Genomic DNA, 17,611 nt, shown 5'->3' with positions numbered 1-17,611 from the left:
CATTATATTGTATACATAATATTGTATTGCATATCTAAAAAATGAATACTCTGATTTTATTACAAAGAGGAGGTGAGGATAAATGAAATTAAAAACGATTACTTCCCATTGTAAAGGCTGTGGCATTTGTATAGAGTTTTGTCCAAAACAGGTTCTCGAATTAAATGAACTAGGTAAAGTGAATATCACTTGTGAAGAGAATTGCGTTAGTTGTGGCCAATGTGAATTGCGCTGTCCGGACTATGCCATCTTTGTTAGAAAAAAGTAATTTTGGAGGGATCAATCCAATGCCTAAAGCAGTATTAATGCAGGGCAACCAAGCTTGTGCCGAAGGGGCTATAATCGCGGGAGCACGTTTTTTTGCCGGCTACCCCATTACCCCTTCGACGGAAATAGCTGAGTTGCTTGCCAAAAAACTTCCACAGGTCGGTGGGACCTTTATTCAAATGGAAGATGAGATTGCCGGTATTGCTGCCGTTATCGGTGGTTCTATCGCTGGAACCAAGTCTTTGACTGCAACTAGTGGTCCAGGCTTCTCGCTTAAACAGGAACTTATCGGTTATGCATCCATAGCAGAAGTGCCATGTGTCATTGTAAATGTTCAACGCACCGGTCCAAGCACAGGTCAACCAACGTCTCCTGCTCAGGGCGATGTTATGCAGGCTCGCTGGGGATCGCATGGTGACAGAGGGGTAATCGCGCTTAGTCCGTCAAGTGTACCTGAAACGTTTACGCTTACAATCGATGCCTTTAATCTTGCTGAAAAATATCGCACTCCTGTTGTTCTCCTATTAGACGAGATAATTGGTCATATGCGGGAGAAATTCGTAATGCCGGACAGTAACCAGCAAATGATTATTAATCGCAAGAAACCAACACTTCCACCTGGTGAATTTTTACCGTATAAACCAGATGAAGATGGTGTGCCGCCGATGCCGGCTTATGGTGATGGTTACCGTTTTCACACAACCGGTCTGGTTCATGATTACACTGGTTTTCCAACAGGCAGTAACGCTGTTACTGACGAGGTTATTGACCGGCTTCATTCAAAAATCACGAAAAATATTGACGACATAGTGAAATACGAAGAATTCAATCTTGATGATGCTGAAATAGCCGTAGTTGCTTTTGGCGGCACTGCGCGCAGTGCTTATGCCGCAATCGAAAGTGCCCGGAAGCAGGGAGTTAGGGCAGGGTTATTCCGTCCGATTACGATCTGGCCGGCGCCAGAAAAGCAAATTTTGCGTTTGGCTGATAAAGTCAAGGCCATCATCGTAGCTGAAATGAATCATGGTCAATATATTAATGAGGTACGCCAGATTGTAAACGGCAAAACACAAGTTGTTTCTCTGGCAAAATGGAATAACGAGCCGATTACGCCAAGCGAAATGCTTGCGGCTATCCAAGCAATCCGCTAAGGAGGAAGAAGATCATGGAAAAGTTGTTAGCGAAATATTTTCGACCGAAATTGCCGCATATTTGGTGTCCCGGTTGTGGGAATGGTATTGTTACGGCCTGTGTTGCCAGAGCCATTGATAAACTGCAGCTTGATCAGGATAAGACGGCAATTATATCTGGCATTGGTTGTTCGTCCCGTGCATCGGGATATCTAAACTTTGATACTGTACATACTGCGCATGGACGGGCCATTCCTTTTGCAACCGGCGTTAAACTGACTAAACCTGAGCACAACGTAATCGTGCTTACAGGAGATGGCGATGCTACTGCCATTGGCGGCAACCATTTCATTCACGCTGCTCGCCGTAATATCAATCTTACTGTTGTTGTTTATAATAACAACATTTATGGGATGACAGGCGGTCAGTTCTCACCGTTGACACCACATATGAGTATGGCGACCACTGCTCCCTATGGCAATGTTGACAGGCCATTTGATATGTATGAATTGGCCAAAGGAGCCGGAGCTACTTTTATTGCCAGAGCAACGACATACCATGCCATCCTGCTTACTGACCTCATTGCTAAGGCAATCAGTCATCAGGGATTTGCTGTTGTTGAAGCAGTTTCTGCGTGCCCAATCTCTTTTGGACGGCAAAACAAGATGGGCGGTCCGGCCAAAATGATGAAGTGGCAGCGAGATCATGCTGTTATGGTAGAGGCAATGGCAAAGATGGATCAGACCCAGCTTGAGGGAAAATTCCCAATTGGCGTATTGTACCAGGGCGAAGGTCAGGAATATGTGACTAAGTACCAGAAGGTAATTCAGCGGGCAATGGGGAGTGGTAAGTAATATGATGGAATTTCGGTTAAGTGGTTCTGGCGGACAGGGGCTGATTTTGGCCGGTATTATTTTGGCGGAAGCAGCTATTGGCGACGGTAAGGAAGCGGTGCAGTCTCAGTCTTACGGGCCGGAGGCCCGTGGCGGCTCAAGTAAATCAGAAGTTATTATCAGTGATAAAACGATTTATTATCCCAAAGTGGAAAACCCTGATTTTTTGTTGGCTATGACGCAGGAAGCGCTTGCTAAATATAGTGTCGATCTTAGCCAAGATAGCATTCTCGTTGTTGACAGTACATTGGTAAAAGAAGTACCTGCTCAATTTAAAAAGGTGTATTCGATACCAATTACACAGATGGCCAAAGAAAAGCTTGGGCGCGATTTGTTTGCCAATATTATTGCGTTAGGAATCGTAGCTAAGCTTACCAAGGCTGTAAGCCTAAAAGCATTGGAGCAAGCTGTACTGGCCCGCGTACCAAAAGGAACAGAACAGACTAATAAACAAGCATTAGAGTTAGGTATTGCATCTATAAAGTAGTAGCATGTTCAGGGCAGTAAAAAGACGGTTTTCCCTGATAACTATTGTACGTTGTTTTAAGCTGTATGATGGAAAACGCACAGGGTTGTATAAGTATCCTTGTGCGTTTCCTGATATGGCTGTGTAGTATAATACAATATCCAAATTGGGGCCGCAATATATACTAGGAAGTTGGTGGAACGATGAATGGCATAGAGGTATTCCATGCGGGTGAGCAAGGGTTGGTTGTTGAATTTGGTAAGGACGTTAACCAAACAATCAACAGTAAGGTTCATAAGCTGGCAAAAGGATTAATAGCCAAAGCCAACAAGGCAATTTTTGAAATTGTGCCAACATATCGGTCATTGCTTGTTTATTTTGATCCGCTTAGCATGACGCGAGCAGAATTGATTACAAAAATTGAGGAATTGCTGCTATCTGAGAACCAGGCGCTGCAATCGGGGGAGGAAAAGGAAACCGCTACTATCGTCCATATTCCCGTTTGTTATCAGGGTGAGTTTGCCCCTGACTTAGAGTTTGTAGCAGAGTACAACGGAATTTCTGTTAATGAAGTTGTGGATATCCATTCATCCAATCCCTATCTGGTATACATGCTTGGATTTACACCAGGATTTCCTTATCTTGGGGGCATGTCGCCAAAGATAGCTGCCCCGCGTTTGGACAAGCCCAGAGTACAAATTCCAGCCGGATCTGTTGGTATTGCAGGCAGTCAAACAGGTTTTTATCCTATTGAGAGCCCAGGAGGGTGGCGTCTGATTGGGCGTACACCAATAAAAGCCTTTAATCCAGCTGTTGCAAATCCGTTCTTATTTTCCGCAGGTGATTATTTGCAGTTTAAACCTATATCTGTAGATGAATTTCGCCAAATCGGTAAACAGGTGGATGCAGGTACCTATAGTCCTGAGGTTACAAAATGGCAGAGGGGGTGACGATGTGTTTACAACAATAAACCCAGGCTTTTTTTCAACAATTCAGGATGGCGGACGCTGGGGATACCAAGCCTATGGAATGCCGGTGGCTGGAGCAATGGATCGCTATGCTTATCGGGTGGCCAATTTATTAGTTGGCAATAAAGCAAATGCTGCTGCTATTGAAATGACGATACTTGGTGCCTCCTTTAAATTTGATGAGAGTCAGCTTGTTGCCCTTTGTGGTGCTGATATGCAAGCAAAATTGGATGGTGTAAGTGTTACAAACTGGTCTGCCTTTGTTGTACAAAAAGGCAGCGAGCTTAAACTTGAGTATGCTGTGACAGGCTGTAGAGCCTACCTTGCGGTTCGCGGCGGAATTGATGTACCTAGTGTATTAGGCAGCCGTTCTACTTATACACGCGCGAAAGTTGGTGGCTTGGAAGGCAGAGCTCTTTGTCAAGGTGATGTATTGAATGTCGGAACCGACAAGGAAGTCGAAATTCAGGCGGGAAAGCTGAAGGCAGAGTATGTTCCCCAGTACGAACAAAGCCTACTGTTACGCATTCTTTTAGGGCCGCAGGATGATATGTTTACAGCAGAAGCGATAGCAACTTTGTTGAAAAGCGAATATGTAATTACCGATGAAGCTGACCGTATGGGGTATCGGTTGGCAGGTCCTAAAATTGCCCATATTGACAAAGCCGATATCGTCTCCGACGCGCTGCCTTTCGGTGCTATTCAAGTACCTGCGCATGGTATGCCGATTATCATGATGGCCGACCGTCAAACAACAGGTGGATATGCCAAAATAGGCGCAGTAATTGGTCCGGATTTGTCAAAGCTGGCGCAAGCCAAGCCAGGTGATAAAGTTTGTTTCCGGTTATGTTCGGAAGAAGCGGCAGTAAACGCATTACGGGCAGAGCGGCAAGCTTACGAAAATATTGCCCGCAGTATTCAGCCACAGAACCTATTTCCCGAAAATGGCCGGCAATTTAACCTTGTTATCGAGAACCAGGTGTATACAGTTCAAGTAGAAGAGTACAAGTAACGGTGCTTGATCTGGTTTGGATTATAGTACTGTAAAGAGAGGGGAGTTATGCATGGAGAACTTAGGTTGTATGAATCCCAAAGATGTGAGAAGCTTAATCCGGAAAAAACAGCTAGTGAGGCCGACTGCCGGTATAGCACAGGGCTATACCCAGGCTAATTTAGCTATTTTACCCAAAGAAGTGGCGTATGATTTCTTACTGTTTGCTCAGCGTAATCCTAAGCCCTGTCCGATTCTTGATGTAACAGAGATAGGTTCGCCTGAACCTAAGCTGGCCGCACCAGGAGCAGATTTGCGTTACGATATACCTAAATACCGGGTATATAAAAAAGGTCAATTGTATAAAGAAGTGCTCGACATAGAGGAATATTGGAATAACGATTTAGTAGCTTTTTTGCTGGGATGTAGTTTTACTTTTGAAACACCGATGATAAAAAATGGGATACCTGTGCGACATATTGAAGAAAACTGCAATGTTCCGATGTATATCACTTCTATTGAATGTAAACCGGCAGGGATTTTTTCCGGCCCTGTTGTTGTGAGTATGCGTCCGATTCCTCAAGAACTAGTAATCCGTGCGGTTCAGGTAACATCCCGTTTTCCTGCTGTCCATGGCGCTCCGATCCATATTGGTGCTCCAGAAGCTATTGGTATAAGAGATATTAATAAACCGGACTTCGGTGATGCGGTGACGATAAACGAGGGCGAAGTCCCGGTATTTTGGGCTTGCGGTGTTACTCCCCAGGCAGTGGCGATGAAGGTAAAACCTGATTTGATGATAACCCATGCTCCAGGCTATATGTTCATTTGCGACACTCGTGATGAAGACCTATCGGTATTTTAAGTAAACGTAGTTAAGCACACCTGTAGACAAGGGTTATAATGTTGAGAAAAAATTCTATTAGGAGGTCATTAGCTATGAGGATTGACTTAAATTGTGATATGGGAGAAAGTTTTGGAGTTTATACTCTTGGACATGATGAAACGGCTATGCCTTATGTTACTTCAATTAATGTAGCATGCGGTTTTCACGCATCTGATCCGAATAATATTGTTAAAACGATCAAAAAAGCCAAAAGACATAATTTAGCTATTGGGGCTCACCCTTCCTTTCCTGATTTAGTTGGTTTTGGCAGGCGGGCAATGGCGGCATCGCAGGAAGAGATATACGCAGATGTGGTTTATCAAATTGGTGCCTTAATGGGAATTTGCAAAACAGAAGGTCTTACGTTGCAGCATGTTAAACCTCATGGGGCGCTTTATAATATGGCGGAAAAGGATAGTAAGGTGGCTGCTGCTATTGCCAAGGCCATAAAAGATGTGGACCCGAATCTTTTCATGATTTGTTCATGTGGCTCCATGATGATTCAAGGCGCGCAAAGTGTGAGTGTCAAATACGTTGAAGAGGCCTTCGCTGACAGGGCATACACGCAAGATGGCACACTGGTCTCACGGCGTGAGCAGGGAGCGGTTATCCATGATCCGCAAGTGGTTGCTGCCAGAGTGCTTACTATGATTACGACCGGAAAAGTACAAACAATTGATGGTTCTGAGGTGGCCTTAAAACCACAGACCATTTGTGTACATGGCGATACTCCCGGAGCAATTGATATGATCAAGGCAATTAGAACAAGCGTAGTTCAGGAAGGAATCGAAGTTAGACCGTTTAGCGTCTAAAAGATAGTTGAAGGGTCAATATATTGAGGTGCAATTTATGCAAGCCATAAACTTTACTTTGCCCGAATCGTATAACGCTTTACAAGCGCGTAATACGGTATGTACGATTCGTTATGGAGATATAACAGAACGATATAAGGAAGGGCAGGTCATAAATATTACCTTTGGTGATACTTATACAAAAAAGACAAAGGTATATACCGCCTATATTGATAAAGTGCTTGTAAAACCAATTCGATTGTTAACTGGACAGGAATTAAATGGGGAGAATGATAAGCTGAACACCAATGATGAATTTCTTGCCTGGTATCGTAGCGCTTTTAAAAAACCAATGAATCGATCAGATGTTGTTACGGTTATTTATTTTTCTGAAATTATCGGATAACCATGGCGAGGTTGAGGCAATAACGATTAGTTACTTTAAAGGAGAACGAAAAATGTCTGATGAGTCAATAAAAGCCAAACAGATGGCGTATGACGCCAAAGTCGACAAAGTAATTGCGAAAAATCCTGAACGTAAAAATCTACCGTACAATAGACTCTATACCCCGCTTGATCTCGAAAACTCTGATTATGAGCATAAGCTCGGATTTCCGGGTGATTATCCCTATACCCGCGGTGTACAACCTACCATGTATCGTGGCCGGTTTTGGACTATGCGAATGTATGCCGGGTTTTCGACAGCTGAAGAATCCAATAAGCGCTACCGCTATTTAATTGAGTCAGGTGCTACCGGTTTGTCCTGTGCTTTTGACCTGCCTACGCAGATTGGGTACGATTCGGATGACGCAATCGCCGAAGGTGAAGTAGGTAAAGTTGGCGTGGCCATTGATTCGTTGGCCGATATGGAAATACTGTTTAGCGGCATCGACCTTGGTAAGGTATCTACTTCTATGACGATTAATGCCCCGGCTTCGGTGCTCTTGGCTATGTATATTGCAGTTGCGGAAAAACAAGGCGTAGCTCTCGAACAGCTTAAAGGCACCATTCAAAATGACATTCTAAAAGAATATGCAGCGCGCGGTACCTATATTTTTCCGCCCAAGCCTTCCATGCGGTTGATTACCAACATTTTTGAATATTGTTCGAAGAATGTTCCTAAATGGAATACCATTTCAATTTCTGGCTATCACATTCGTGAGGCCGGTTCGACGGCCGCGCAGGAAATAGCCTTTACGATTGCTGATGGAATTGCTTATGTAGAGGCCGCTATTAAGGCTGGTTTGAATGTGGATGATTTTGCCGGCAGGCTGTCCTTTTTCTGGAATGCGCATAACAATGTATTGGAGGAGGTAGCCAAGTTCCGTGCTTCCCGCCGCATATGGGCCAGAATCATGAAAGAGCGTTTTGGTGCGACTAACCCCAAATCCATGATGCTTCGGTTCCACACCCAGACTGCAGGCTCCATGCTTACAGCCCAGCAACCTGCCAACAACATCGTCCGTGTTGCTTTACAAACCGCAGCGGCAGTTCTTGGTGGTACTCAATCGCTGCATACTAATTCTCAAGACGAAGCATTGGCGCTGCCTACGGAAGATTCTGTACGGGTTGCTCTCAGGACGCAACAGATTGTAGCCTATGAAAGTGGGCTGGCTGATGTCGTTGACCCGTTAGGAGGCTCGTACTTTATCGAGGCACTTACCGATAAAATCGAACAAGAAGCCATGGCATATATTGAAAAAATTGATGAACTCGGCGGTGCGGTTGTTGCTATTGAAAAAGGTTATATTCAAAGAGAGATTCAGGAAAGCGCCTACAAATGGCAAATGGAGGTTGAGTCCAAGCAACGGATTATTGTTGGCGTCAACCAATTCCAGATACAGGAAAAGGCAGCAGAAGGCCTACTGCGGGTAGATTCTTCTGTTGGCGAACTACAGAAACAAAAGCTGGCTGATCTTCATGCCAAACGTGATAAGGAAGCAGTCAAAGCAAAATTGGCCATGCTTGAGAAAGCTGCTGGGGAAGAAGAAACAAATCTCATGCCGTTTATCCTTGAAGCGGTTAAGGTTTATGCAACTCTTGGCGAAATCTGCGGTGTACTGCGTAAGGTATTTGGTGAATACGAAGCGCACGTAAGCCTGTAAAGTGAAGTAGCTTCTCGGAAAGCAGACAGAAAACCACAAGTTTCATGACAGGAAGAGAGCAAAGTATAGTAATAATCTAAACGTCTCAAAAGAGAGATAACGTTACGTAAAAATCATCGCCTACAGGAACGTTATAGCCGAAAGTTAATGTAGCAAGCTGCAACCATTTAATATCAAATAATTGAGGAGTGTGATCAGCAATGGGTGAGAGTAAGGTAGAGAATAGATTTAAAGGATCCTATCTCGGCGCTATCTTTTTGATGGCTATCACGGCAATTGGCCCGGGATTTTTGATGCAAACCACCGTGTTCACTCAAAAAACGGGAGCCAGTTTTGGCTTTGTCATCTTGGCGTCGTTAGTAATTGATATTTTGGTTCAGATCAATGTTTGGAGAATTATCGTTGCTTCCGGTATGCGTGGCCAGGAAATTGGGAATACAGTCCTGCCGGGGTTAGGTTATTTTATTTCTATTTTAATTGTAATGGGCGGTTTGTGTTTCAACATTGGCAATATCGCCGGAGCGTCACTGGGGCTAAATGTTTTGTTTGGCACACCAATTGAAGCCGGAGCAATCATTAGCGGCATCATTGCCTTATCTATTTTTTGTTTTAAGCAGATAGGCAAAATCATGGACAGCTTTGTAAGCAGCTTTGGTATTGTTAGGATTCTATTGGCTGTATTTGTTGCCATAGCAGCTATGCCGCCAGTAGGCGAAGCGGTTGTTAAATCTTTTGTGCCTGATCAAATTGATGTAGTAGCGCTGATCACACTCATTGGCGGCAGTGTAGGCGGATATATAACATTTTCCGGTGGGCACCGGCTTTTGGACGCTGGCATCAAGGGCATAAAATTTATTCCGCAGGCAACGCGAAGCGCCATAAGCGGTATTTTAATCACCGGTGTTATGCGTGTAGTTCTTTTCTTAGGTGCTCTTGGTGTTATCGTACATGGCCATTTTATAGATCCGGCAAATCCGGCTGCTTCCGTCTTCCAGGCTGCAGCAGGAAACATAGGTTATAAGCTGTTCGGTATTGTAATATGGTCAGCCGGTACTACTTCGGTTATTGGCTGTGCTTACACGTCTGTATCCTTTTTAAAGTCTTTTAGCAAGAAAGTTGATGAATATTATAGCAAAATAATAATTGGGTTTATTATTTTTTCGACAATTGTTTTTGTTATGGTTGGTCAGCCGGTTAAGGTACTTGTGGTCGTGGGAACAATTAATGGGTTTATATTACCGTTAGCTTTGGCTTCGATATTAGTTGGGGCTTATAATAAAAAAATTGTCGGTGAATACAAACATCCTGTGTGGATGACCGTTACCGGTGTTCTTGTTGTTGCTATCATGGGATATATGAGTGTACGTACATTTATTAATCAATTTTTAATGTAACCATAGTATGTTTTACTTTTGTAGGTGACAGGATCTTTTTTTACGGACAGTTTCTTGCTTTCGGGTTTCTGAGAGCGTACTGGAAGAGGTAGGAGGACAATGATGGAACAAAGAGTTAGAGTATTAGTAGCTAAGCCCGGACTTGACGGCCATGACCGTGGGGCAAAAGTTGTGGCCCGTGCACTGCGCGATGCCGGTTTTGAAGTAATCTATACAGGACTGCGGCAAACTCCGGAACAAATTGCGGAAACAGCCCTGCAGGAGGACGTTAATGTCGTAGCATTGAGCTTGCTGTCAGGTGCCCATAACACACTGTTTCCGAAAGTAGTAAACCTGCTAAAGGACAGAAAAATGGATGATGTGCTTGTTATTGGCGGGGGCGTAATCCCGGATACCGATATTCCTGGTTTACAAAAGGCGGGTATCGCGGAAGTCTTTACGCCAGGTACGCCCACTGCCAGCATTGTGGAATATATTAAGGCAAATGTTGCAGCAAAACACTGAGCGAAGTAGTTTTTGCTCATGAGGTGGTGTAATTCCAGTGGACGTAGTTGCCGAATTGTTAACTGGTTCAAAGCGTGCTCTGTCGCGGGCGATTACCATGGTGGAAAACGAATGTTCTGAAGCTGCCGCGATGATGCAGCAGCTTTACCCGCGAACAGGTAAGGCACTGGTTATTGGTATAACCGGCCCACCGGGGGCAGGGAAAAGTACGCTTACTGATAAACTAGCAAAGAAATACCGGCAACAAGGAAAAACTGTCGGTATTGTCGCTGTAGATCCGACTAGCCCGTTTTCGGGCGGAGCTATCCTGGGAGATCGCATCCGCATGAATGAATTGATTCTTGATGAGGGCGTATTTATACGCAGCATGGGAACGAGAGGCAGTCTTGGCGGTTTATCATGCAAAACGGCTGATGTCGTCGCCATTCTGGACGCCTTCGGTAAAGATGTGATTTTTATTGAAACCGTGGGAGTAGGGCAGTCGGAAGTTGATATTGTAAAAGCAGCGGATACTACGGTGGTTGTGCTGGTTCCCGGACTTGGTGACGACATACAGGCTATTAAGGCGGGAATATTGGAGATTGGTGATGTTTTTGTGATTAACAAAGCCGACCATGAGGGTGCGGAACGGCTTAACAGTGAACTGGAAATGATGCTTGTTCTCAACCAAGGTGGCATAAAATGGAGACCGCCCATCAAAAAAACGGTGGCTAGTAACGGCAGCGGCATTGATGAACTGATAGAAGCTATTGATGGCCATAGCTATTATCTGAATCAATCCGGGGAGCTGCACCGACGCCGAAGTATGCGGGCAAAAAATGAATTGCTGTCACTGATGGAAGAGGGTATCAAGCGTTATGTAGTTAAGAAAATGAACGAATCAGGACAATTTGATTCGCTGGTAGCCAGTATTGAACGGCGTGAAGAAGATCCGTATACCATCGCAAACATAATTTTAGGGAAGTGTCTCAGATAAAGAGTTTCAGAGGAGGACTTACTATGTTTAAAGTACTCAGAGTAGATCATATTGGTATTGCTGTGAAAGACTTGGATGCAGCCAAAAAGTTTTACACTGATGTATTGGGTATGGCGGCTCAAGGAGAAGAAGTCATTGAGCCGCAAAAGGTAAAAGTATGTTTTATTCCCAGTGGCGACAGCGAAGTAGAATTGCTGGAGTCAACTACACCTGATGGTCCGATTGCAAAGTTTATTGAGAAGAAAGGCGAAGGTATTCAACACATTGCTTTGCGCGTTGATAATATCGAAAATGCGTTAAAAGACCTCAAAGCGAAAGGTGTTCGGCTGATTGATGAATCACCCCGTTATGGTGCGGGCGGTGCAAGCATTGCCTTTGTTCATCCTAAAGCCACGGGTGGCATTTTACTCGAACTATCGGAACGTAAATAGGTTAGCATTAAAGACGTCTTACTGTCATAGATAAAGCTTATCGTCATCTGGAGGTGTGTTATGGCTACTGTTCAGGAAAAAATAAATCATTTGAAAAAGATTCAGCAAAAGGTAATACTCGGCGGCGGAGTAAAACGGATTGAAAAGCAACATGACCAAGGCAAGCTGACCGCCCGTGAACGGATAGAGAAATTACTAGATCCGGGTACCTTTGTCGAACTGGATCAATTTGTCAAGCATCGGTGCACCAATTTTGGGATGGAAGCTACAGAAGCCCCCGGAGAAGGTGTAGTAACCGGTTATGGTACTGTTGACGGCCGGTTGGTCTATATTTTTGCGCAAGACTTCACCGTTATTGGTGGCTCACTTGGTGAAATGCATGCCGCTAAAATTGTCAAAGTGCAAGATTTGGCGTTGAAAATGGGAGCGCCACTAATAGGTCTCAATGATTCAGGCGGTGCGCGGATACAAGAGGCTGTGGACGCACTATCTGGCTACGGCAAGATCTTTTATCGCAATACGCTGGCTTCCGGCGTAATTCCTCAGATATCAGTCATTATGGGGCCTTGTGCCGGCGGGGCAGTGTATTCGCCTGCCCTGACTGACTTCATCTTTATGGTTAAGAAAACAAGTCAGATGTTTATTACTGGTCCGCAGGTAATCAAATCGGTTACGGCTGAAGAGGTTACCGCCGAGGATTTAGGTGGTGCAATGACCCATAATTCTACATCCGGTGTAGCTCATTTTGCGGCGGAGAACGATGATGATTGTATGCAAAAGGTTCGTTATTTGTTGAGCTTTTTGCCCGGCAACAACCTGGAAGAAGCGCCTATTGTTGCAACCGGCGACGACCCAGACCGCATTGAGCCTGGATTGAACACGATAGTTCCCGATAATTCAAATCAGGCCTATGATATGAAACAAGTTATCAAAATGCTTGTGGATAAGGGCGAATTTTACGAAGTGCATGCGCATTATGCTGCCAATATAATCACTTGCTTTGCACGATTTGATGGGCAGACGGCAGGTATTATCGCCAATCAACCGGCAGTCATGGCTGGTTGCCTGGACATCAACGCCTCAGACAAAGCGGCTAGGTTTATTCGTTTTTGCGATGCATTTAATATTCCGTTGCTTAATATTGTTGATGTGCCTGGTTTCCTGCCTGGTACTGACCAGGAATATGGCGGTATTATCCGTCATGGGGCCAAAATGCTATATGCGTACTCGGAAGCAACAGTACCTAAAATAACCTTGATTACCCGAAAAGCCTATGGTGGTTCTTATTTGGCAATGTGTTCCCAGGATCTGGGCGCTGATCAGGTATTAGCCTGGCCTTCGGCTGAAATTGCAGTTATGGGTCCGGCGGGTGCTGCCAACATCATTTTCCGGGGTGACCCGGAAGTTGAAGCCAAAACCGCTGAGTATGTTGAGGAATTCGCCACACCGTATAAAGCTGCTGAACGGGGCTTTGTAGACCAGGTCATTGAGCCTAGTGAAACCAGACCGCGTATTATTACTGCCCTGTCAATGCTGGCAAGCAAACGCGAAGTTCGGCCTGCTAAGAAACATGGCAATATACCACTGTAATTGCTGTTAAGAGAGGACAGTGAAGCCTGTGAAAGAGTTACAAGGTATTACTCCGGAAATAATTGCTGCAATTAGTGCCAGTATTGGCATTGTGCTTGGCGATAACGGTGCAAAGCCGACGAAGCTGCTGCCTGGAAACAGGCAGGGTAGTCTTGCTGTACGGATTAACCGTACTCATAGAGTGTGGATAGATGCTGGCCGACAAAACAATATGAATAATCGTCTGGTTAGATAGAAAGGTAGGGGTGATAGAAATGAGAAAATTTAGGGTTACTGTCAATGGTACTTCCTATAACGTCGAGGTCGAGGAAGAAATCAAGTCTGTTACCGCTGTTCCCTGCGGTCAAGCTGTTGTTCCTGCTGCTCATGCCCCGTCCCCGGCTGCTGCTCCAGTGGAAATCGCTGCAGGCGATAGTGCAATTAAGGCACCGATGCCTGGTAAGATTACTAAAGTTCTCATTAAAAAGGGTGATAAGGTTAAAAAGGGCGATGTCCTGATGATTCTTGAAGCCATGAAAATGCAGAATGAAATCACCTCTCCGGCTAGTGGCTGTGTTACGATGATGAATGCAGCGAATGGCAAGAGTGTTAAACCTGGCGAAGTGATGGCCGTTATTAGCTAATGAATCCCGCCATATGAAGTCTTTGAAAGTAGTAACCTAAAGAAAAGAGCTTGCTTATCCCTGCTTACGGGAGTCAGCAAGCTCTTTGGTGTTTGATTAAGAGGAAGAACGCGCCCCGTACATACAAATACTACACTCTAAACTGGCTGACAGCGGTCTGAAGATCCTGGGCTAGCTTGGCAAGATTCTGGCTGGATGAGGCAATTTCCTCCATGGCGGCCGATTGTTCTTCGGTAGCCGCGGACACAGTCTGAGCTTGTCCAACCGCTGTTTTGCTGTGTTCATCGATTTCCTCCACTGCCGCTACAATCTGTTGAGTACTATTGGCCATCTGCCGAATAGCAGCGGAAATTGACTTCACCTGTTCCGATACTTGCGTTACCAATGTTGCAATTTCTTTAAAGGTGTGTCCTGCCATAGTGACAACTTCTGTCCCGACTTTGACCTCACGAGTACCTTGGTCCATAGCAATAACGGCCTTTTCTGTGTCTCTTTTGATATCACCAATTAGGGCAGCAATTTGCTTGGCTGCAGCTTGCGACTGTTCGGCAAGCTTACGGACTTCTTCAGCTACAACGGCAAATCCTTTTCCCTGTTCTCCTGCTCTGGCGGCCTCTATCGCAGCGTTAAGGGCAAGTAGGTTTGTCTGTCCGGCAATACCGGATATCGCATCGACAATCTGCCCGATTTCTTTCGAGCCTTCGCCTAACTTAGTAACAACGTCTGCTGAATTATTGATAGTCTGCTCGATATGAAGCATCTGACTAACAGCTTTCTCTACTGACGCACGACCTTCATTCGCTTTATCAGCAGCTTGAGCTGATTGCGCGGCTACCTGACTGGAACTGGCCGCTATCTGTTGGGTACCGGCTGACAAATGCACTACTACAGCCGATGTTTTGTCTACTGCCCTTAATTGCTCTTCTGCGCCGTTTGCTACATTGCTAATAACGCCTGCTACCTGACTGACAGCCTGAGCTGACTGTTCGGCGCTGGCCGTCAGTTCTTCGGAAGAAGCTGCTACTTGTTCAGCACCAGCTTGTATTTTGCGAATCAATGCTACCATATTTGTCGTCATCTTTTCAAAGCTTCCAGCTAACTGCCCCAATTCATCCTGTGAAATAATATTTAATTTTCCTATTCTTAAATCGCCGTCTGCAACCTTTTCTGACAGCTGCCGTATACCATCAATAGGATTTACCATGCGCAGCGTTATTTTGTAGGTAATAAAGATACTAATTAGAAGGCTTATCAAAGTTAAAAGTATAAACATCATCATTAAAGAATTCAGACGACTTGTCATTTCACTTTTTTCAATATTGGCTGCAATCGCCCAGTCTGTTCCTGGAACCGGTGCATAGGCCGCGATCTGTTCAATGCCATTGTAGGTATACTTGGCAATTCCGGTTTCGCCCTGTGTCATTTTTTTAGCAGCACTTCTTAAATCTGCTGAAATTGTTTTATCCTCAAGAAGATTGAGTTTCATCACTAATTCCGTATTTGGATGGACAATGATAAAACCATCTTTTTGAATCATAAAATTACTGCCAGTTTCGCCAACTTTGGTTACATTGACTTGTTCCTGAATAACACTGAATGGAATATTGGCACCAACCAGGCCAACCACTTTTCCATCCTTTTTTATGGGAGAAGAAACGATAATTGATAATTTACCGGTAGACTTATTCAATAGTACCTCCGAAAAAACAGTTTTTCCAGTTTTCATGACGTCCTGAAAGTATGTTCTTTCCTTAATAGAGCCTTTCCAGCCCCTCGACGAGAACCCATCTCCATTTATATTAGAAACAAATATTCCATCATAAAGAATAAGCCGTTTATCCTCCTGCATAATATACGAAAGAACTGCTTCCGGCTTACCGGAAATCAAATCACTAGTATTCGCCAGCATTTCCATATCACTCTGACGCGCAAACAACCATAAACTGCATTCTTTGCTAATAGCCTCGGTCTGTATTTTGAGAGTATCTTCTGTCTGCCTTGTTAATAGATCACTCGATTTCCAATAACTAAAACTCGCAACAACTGTCAATGATAAAATCATCATAATTGCAATAGCAAGCATCAGTTTTATTTTAATACTTTTCAAATTTATTCCATCCTCCTCGTATTAATGTTGAAACTAGTAACCTCAAAAAGCAATGGGAATATTCGTGCCAGAATTAGGCTTCGAATACCCCATTGCTTCCAATCAACTGCACATTTATTCTTTTATACTAAACCTTGCGCTTTCATTGCTTCAGCGACTTTAATAAACCCAGCTATGTTGGCGCCAACAACCAGGTTGTCCTTAAAGCCATAATCTTCTGCCGCCTTGCTGGAGTTTTTATAAATGTTAAGCATAATCGTTTTGAGTTTAACATCAACTTCTTCAAAAGACCAGGCTATCCGCATGCTGTTTTGAGACATTTCAAGACCGGAAACAGCCACGCCGCCGGCATTGGCTGCTTTTGACGGTCCAAGATATACGCCATTTTCCAGGAAGTATTCAATTGCCTCGTTAGTACAGGGCATATTTGATCCTTCGCAAACAAATTTCACCCCGTTCGCGACAATCTTTTTAGCATCTTCAATAAGGATCTCGTTTTGAGTAGCACAGGGGATAATAACGTCAACTTTAGCACCCCAAGGCTTTTCACCCGGAAAGAATGTAACGCCAAACTTCTCAGCGTAATCTTCAACCTGGTCACGACAAGACGCTCTCATTTCGAGCAGGTATTCAATTTTTTCGCCACTAACACCGTCAGGATCGTATATATATCCGTCAGGGCCTGAGAGGGTAACAACCTTGCCGCCCAATTCAGTAACCTTTTTTACCGTACCCCAGGTAACATTGCCAAAACCGGATACTGCGACAGTCTTGCCTTCAAAAGATGTTCCTTTAGCTTTCAACATTTCCTGACAGAAATACACGATTCCGAAGCCCGTAGCCTCCGGGCGAGCCAAGCTGCCGCCAAAAGAAAGGCCTTTTCCAGTTATAACACCATTTTCATAACTGCCCAGGAGTCTCTTATATTGTCCGAAAAGGTAGCCAATCTCCCGGCCGCCGACGCCAAGGTCACCGGCCGGCACATCTGTATTAGGACCGACATAACGATATAGCTCTGTCATGAAACTCTGGCAGAATCGCATAACCTCTGCATCTGATTTGCCTTTCGGATCAAAATCGGAGCCGCCTTTGCCGCCGCCCATTGGTAAACTTGTCAGTGAATTTTTAAAGATCTGTTCAAAACCGAGGAACTTGATGATGCCATTGTTAACTGACGGGTGAAAACGCAAGCCGCCTTTGTAAGGTCCAATCGCGCTATTGAACTGAACCCTAAAGCCGCGGTTCACTCTTACCCTGCCAGTGTCATCCATCCAAGGTACACGAAAAATAAATTGGCGCTCTGGCTCTACAATCCTCTCAACAATTCCCAGTTCGATATATTCGGGATTTTTCTCAAGAACAGGCACCAAAGAACCCATAACTTCCTGGACTGTTTGATGGAATTCTGGTTCGTTTGCGTTTCGTTCGACAACTCGGCGATAGAGTTCATCACAGTACTTTTGAGCGTTTGTAGTCATGTTAAAATCCT

At 44.5% G+C, this 17,611-nt stretch carries 19 protein-coding genes; 17 read left to right on the top strand and 2 right to left on the bottom strand.

Annotation, left to right across the window (positions count from 1 at the left end):
* The first annotated feature begins 82 nt into the window (after positions 1 to 82).
* From SALPA_RS12200 to SALPA_RS12120, 17 genes are all read left to right on the top strand, one after another.
* Positions 83 to 268 (top strand): 4Fe-4S binding protein, encoded by a 186-nt coding sequence (locus SALPA_RS12200; protein WP_145094206.1) that lies wholly within the window; start codon positions 83 to 85, stop codon positions 266 to 268.
* 19 nt (positions 269 to 287) lie between these two features.
* Positions 288 to 1,418 carry a 2-oxoacid:acceptor oxidoreductase subunit alpha gene (locus SALPA_RS12195; RefSeq protein WP_145094203.1) on the top strand — a complete coding sequence of 377 codons (1,131 nt, stop codon included), beginning with the start codon at positions 288 to 290 and terminating at the stop codon, positions 1,416 to 1,418.
* 14 nt (positions 1,419 to 1,432) lie between these two features.
* Positions 1,433 to 2,251 (top strand): 2-oxoacid:ferredoxin oxidoreductase subunit beta, encoded by an 819-nt coding sequence (locus SALPA_RS12190; RefSeq protein ID WP_145094201.1) that lies wholly within the window; start codon positions 1,433 to 1,435, stop codon positions 2,249 to 2,251.
* A gap of 1 nt (position 2,252) precedes the next feature.
* On the top strand, positions 2,253 to 2,777 hold the full coding sequence (locus SALPA_RS12185) for a 2-oxoacid:acceptor oxidoreductase family protein (protein WP_145094198.1): 525 nt from the start codon (positions 2,253 to 2,255) through the stop codon (positions 2,775 to 2,777).
* Between the two features lie 182 nt (positions 2,778 to 2,959).
* A complete protein-coding gene (pxpB, locus tag SALPA_RS12180) occupies positions 2,960 to 3,706 on the top strand; it encodes a 5-oxoprolinase subunit PxpB (RefSeq protein WP_145094194.1) in 747 nt (248 codons plus the stop codon).
* Between the two features lie 4 nt (positions 3,707 to 3,710).
* The gene (locus tag SALPA_RS12175) at positions 3,711 to 4,736 is read left to right on the top strand and encodes a biotin-dependent carboxyltransferase family protein (RefSeq protein WP_145094191.1); all 1,026 of its coding nucleotides are present in this window, start codon (positions 3,711 to 3,713) and stop codon (positions 4,734 to 4,736) included.
* Positions 4,737 to 4,806: 70 nt separating this feature from the next.
* Positions 4,807 to 5,580: a putative hydro-lyase gene (locus SALPA_RS12170; protein WP_370516734.1), complete on the top strand. Its 774-nt coding sequence runs from the start codon at positions 4,807 to 4,809 to the stop codon at positions 5,578 to 5,580.
* 74 nt (positions 5,581 to 5,654) lie between these two features.
* A complete protein-coding gene (locus SALPA_RS12165; RefSeq protein ID WP_145094185.1) occupies positions 5,655 to 6,413 on the top strand; it encodes a LamB/YcsF family protein in 759 nt (252 codons plus the stop codon).
* A gap of 37 nt (positions 6,414 to 6,450) precedes the next feature.
* Entirely contained in the window at positions 6,451 to 6,798 is a 348-nt protein-coding gene (locus SALPA_RS12160) for an RNA-binding protein (protein ID WP_145094182.1), read from the top strand.
* Positions 6,799 to 6,850: 52 nt separating this feature from the next.
* On the top strand, positions 6,851 to 8,497 hold the full coding sequence (locus SALPA_RS12155) for a methylmalonyl-CoA mutase (protein WP_145094179.1): 1,647 nt from the start codon (positions 6,851 to 6,853) through the stop codon (positions 8,495 to 8,497).
* Positions 8,498 to 8,697: 200 nt separating this feature from the next.
* Entirely contained in the window at positions 8,698 to 9,891 is a 1,194-nt protein-coding gene (locus SALPA_RS12150; RefSeq protein WP_145094176.1) for an NRAMP family divalent metal transporter, read from the top strand.
* Positions 9,892 to 9,993: 102 nt separating this feature from the next.
* Complete coding sequence (locus SALPA_RS12145; protein WP_222428170.1) at positions 9,994 to 10,395, top strand: cobalamin B12-binding domain-containing protein; 402 nt, start codon at positions 9,994 to 9,996, stop codon at positions 10,393 to 10,395.
* A 37-nt stretch (positions 10,396 to 10,432) separates the two neighbouring features.
* Positions 10,433 to 11,371: a methylmalonyl Co-A mutase-associated GTPase MeaB gene (gene meaB / locus SALPA_RS12140; RefSeq protein WP_145094170.1), complete on the top strand. Its 939-nt coding sequence runs from the start codon at positions 10,433 to 10,435 to the stop codon at positions 11,369 to 11,371.
* A gap of 23 nt (positions 11,372 to 11,394) precedes the next feature.
* Entirely contained in the window at positions 11,395 to 11,802 is a 408-nt protein-coding gene (gene mce / locus SALPA_RS12135) for a methylmalonyl-CoA epimerase (RefSeq protein WP_145094167.1), read from the top strand.
* Positions 11,803 to 11,862: 60 nt separating this feature from the next.
* Entirely contained in the window at positions 11,863 to 13,392 is a 1,530-nt protein-coding gene (locus SALPA_RS12130; protein WP_145094164.1) for an acyl-CoA carboxylase subunit beta, read from the top strand.
* A 28-nt stretch (positions 13,393 to 13,420) separates the two neighbouring features.
* On the top strand, positions 13,421 to 13,627 hold the full coding sequence (locus tag SALPA_RS12125) for a hypothetical protein (RefSeq protein ID WP_145094161.1): 207 nt from the start codon (positions 13,421 to 13,423) through the stop codon (positions 13,625 to 13,627).
* Between the two features lie 19 nt (positions 13,628 to 13,646).
* Positions 13,647 to 14,015, top strand: a complete 369-nt coding sequence (locus SALPA_RS12120) for a biotin/lipoyl-containing protein (RefSeq protein WP_145094158.1) — start codon at positions 13,647 to 13,649, stop codon at positions 14,013 to 14,015.
* Between the two features lie 130 nt (positions 14,016 to 14,145).
* On the opposite strand, the gene SALPA_RS12115 is transcribed toward SALPA_RS12120, so the two are convergent.
* Entirely contained in the window at positions 14,146 to 16,122 is a 1,977-nt protein-coding gene (locus SALPA_RS12115; protein ID WP_145094155.1) for a methyl-accepting chemotaxis protein, read from the bottom strand.
* Between the two features lie 122 nt (positions 16,123 to 16,244).
* On the bottom strand, positions 16,245 to 17,600 hold the full coding sequence (gdhA, locus tag SALPA_RS12110) for an NADP-specific glutamate dehydrogenase (protein ID WP_145094152.1): 1,356 nt from the start codon (positions 17,598 to 17,600) through the stop codon (positions 16,245 to 16,247).
* Positions 17,601 to 17,611 lie beyond the last annotated feature (11 nt).

Source organism: Sporomusa sp. KB1, assembly GCF_007830295.1.
Taxonomy (GTDB): Bacteria; Bacillota; Negativicutes; order Sporomusales; family Sporomusaceae; genus Sporomusa.
This window is presented reverse-complemented; position numbering and strand designations above follow the sequence as displayed.

Coding starts and splice junctions, on each gene's coding strand:
- SALPA_RS12160 (WP_145094182.1), top strand. CDS start 6,451: ATGCAAGCCATAAACTTTACTTTGCCCGAATCGTATAACGCTTTACAA.
- gdhA (WP_145094152.1), bottom strand. CDS start 17,600: ATGACTACAAACGCTCAAAAGTACTGTGATGAACTCTATCGCCGAGTT.
- SALPA_RS12165 (WP_145094185.1), top strand. CDS start 5,655: ATGAGGATTGACTTAAATTGTGATATGGGAGAAAGTTTTGGAGTTTAT.
- mce (WP_145094167.1), top strand. CDS start 11,395: ATGTTTAAAGTACTCAGAGTAGATCATATTGGTATTGCTGTGAAAGAC.
- SALPA_RS12190 (WP_145094201.1), top strand. CDS start 1,433: ATGGAAAAGTTGTTAGCGAAATATTTTCGACCGAAATTGCCGCATATT.
- pxpB (WP_145094194.1), top strand. CDS start 2,960: ATGAATGGCATAGAGGTATTCCATGCGGGTGAGCAAGGGTTGGTTGTT.
- SALPA_RS12185 (WP_145094198.1), top strand. CDS start 2,253: ATGATGGAATTTCGGTTAAGTGGTTCTGGCGGACAGGGGCTGATTTTG.
- SALPA_RS12130 (WP_145094164.1), top strand. CDS start 11,863: ATGGCTACTGTTCAGGAAAAAATAAATCATTTGAAAAAGATTCAGCAA.
- SALPA_RS12155 (WP_145094179.1), top strand. CDS start 6,851: ATGTCTGATGAGTCAATAAAAGCCAAACAGATGGCGTATGACGCCAAA.
- SALPA_RS12145 (WP_222428170.1), top strand. CDS start 9,994: ATGGAACAAAGAGTTAGAGTATTAGTAGCTAAGCCCGGACTTGACGGC.
- SALPA_RS12200 (WP_145094206.1), top strand. CDS start 83: ATGAAATTAAAAACGATTACTTCCCATTGTAAAGGCTGTGGCATTTGT.
- SALPA_RS12195 (WP_145094203.1), top strand. CDS start 288: ATGCCTAAAGCAGTATTAATGCAGGGCAACCAAGCTTGTGCCGAAGGG.
- SALPA_RS12120 (WP_145094158.1), top strand. CDS start 13,647: ATGAGAAAATTTAGGGTTACTGTCAATGGTACTTCCTATAACGTCGAG.
- SALPA_RS12150 (WP_145094176.1), top strand. CDS start 8,698: ATGGGTGAGAGTAAGGTAGAGAATAGATTTAAAGGATCCTATCTCGGC.
- SALPA_RS12170 (WP_370516734.1), top strand. CDS start 4,807: ATGAATCCCAAAGATGTGAGAAGCTTAATCCGGAAAAAACAGCTAGTG.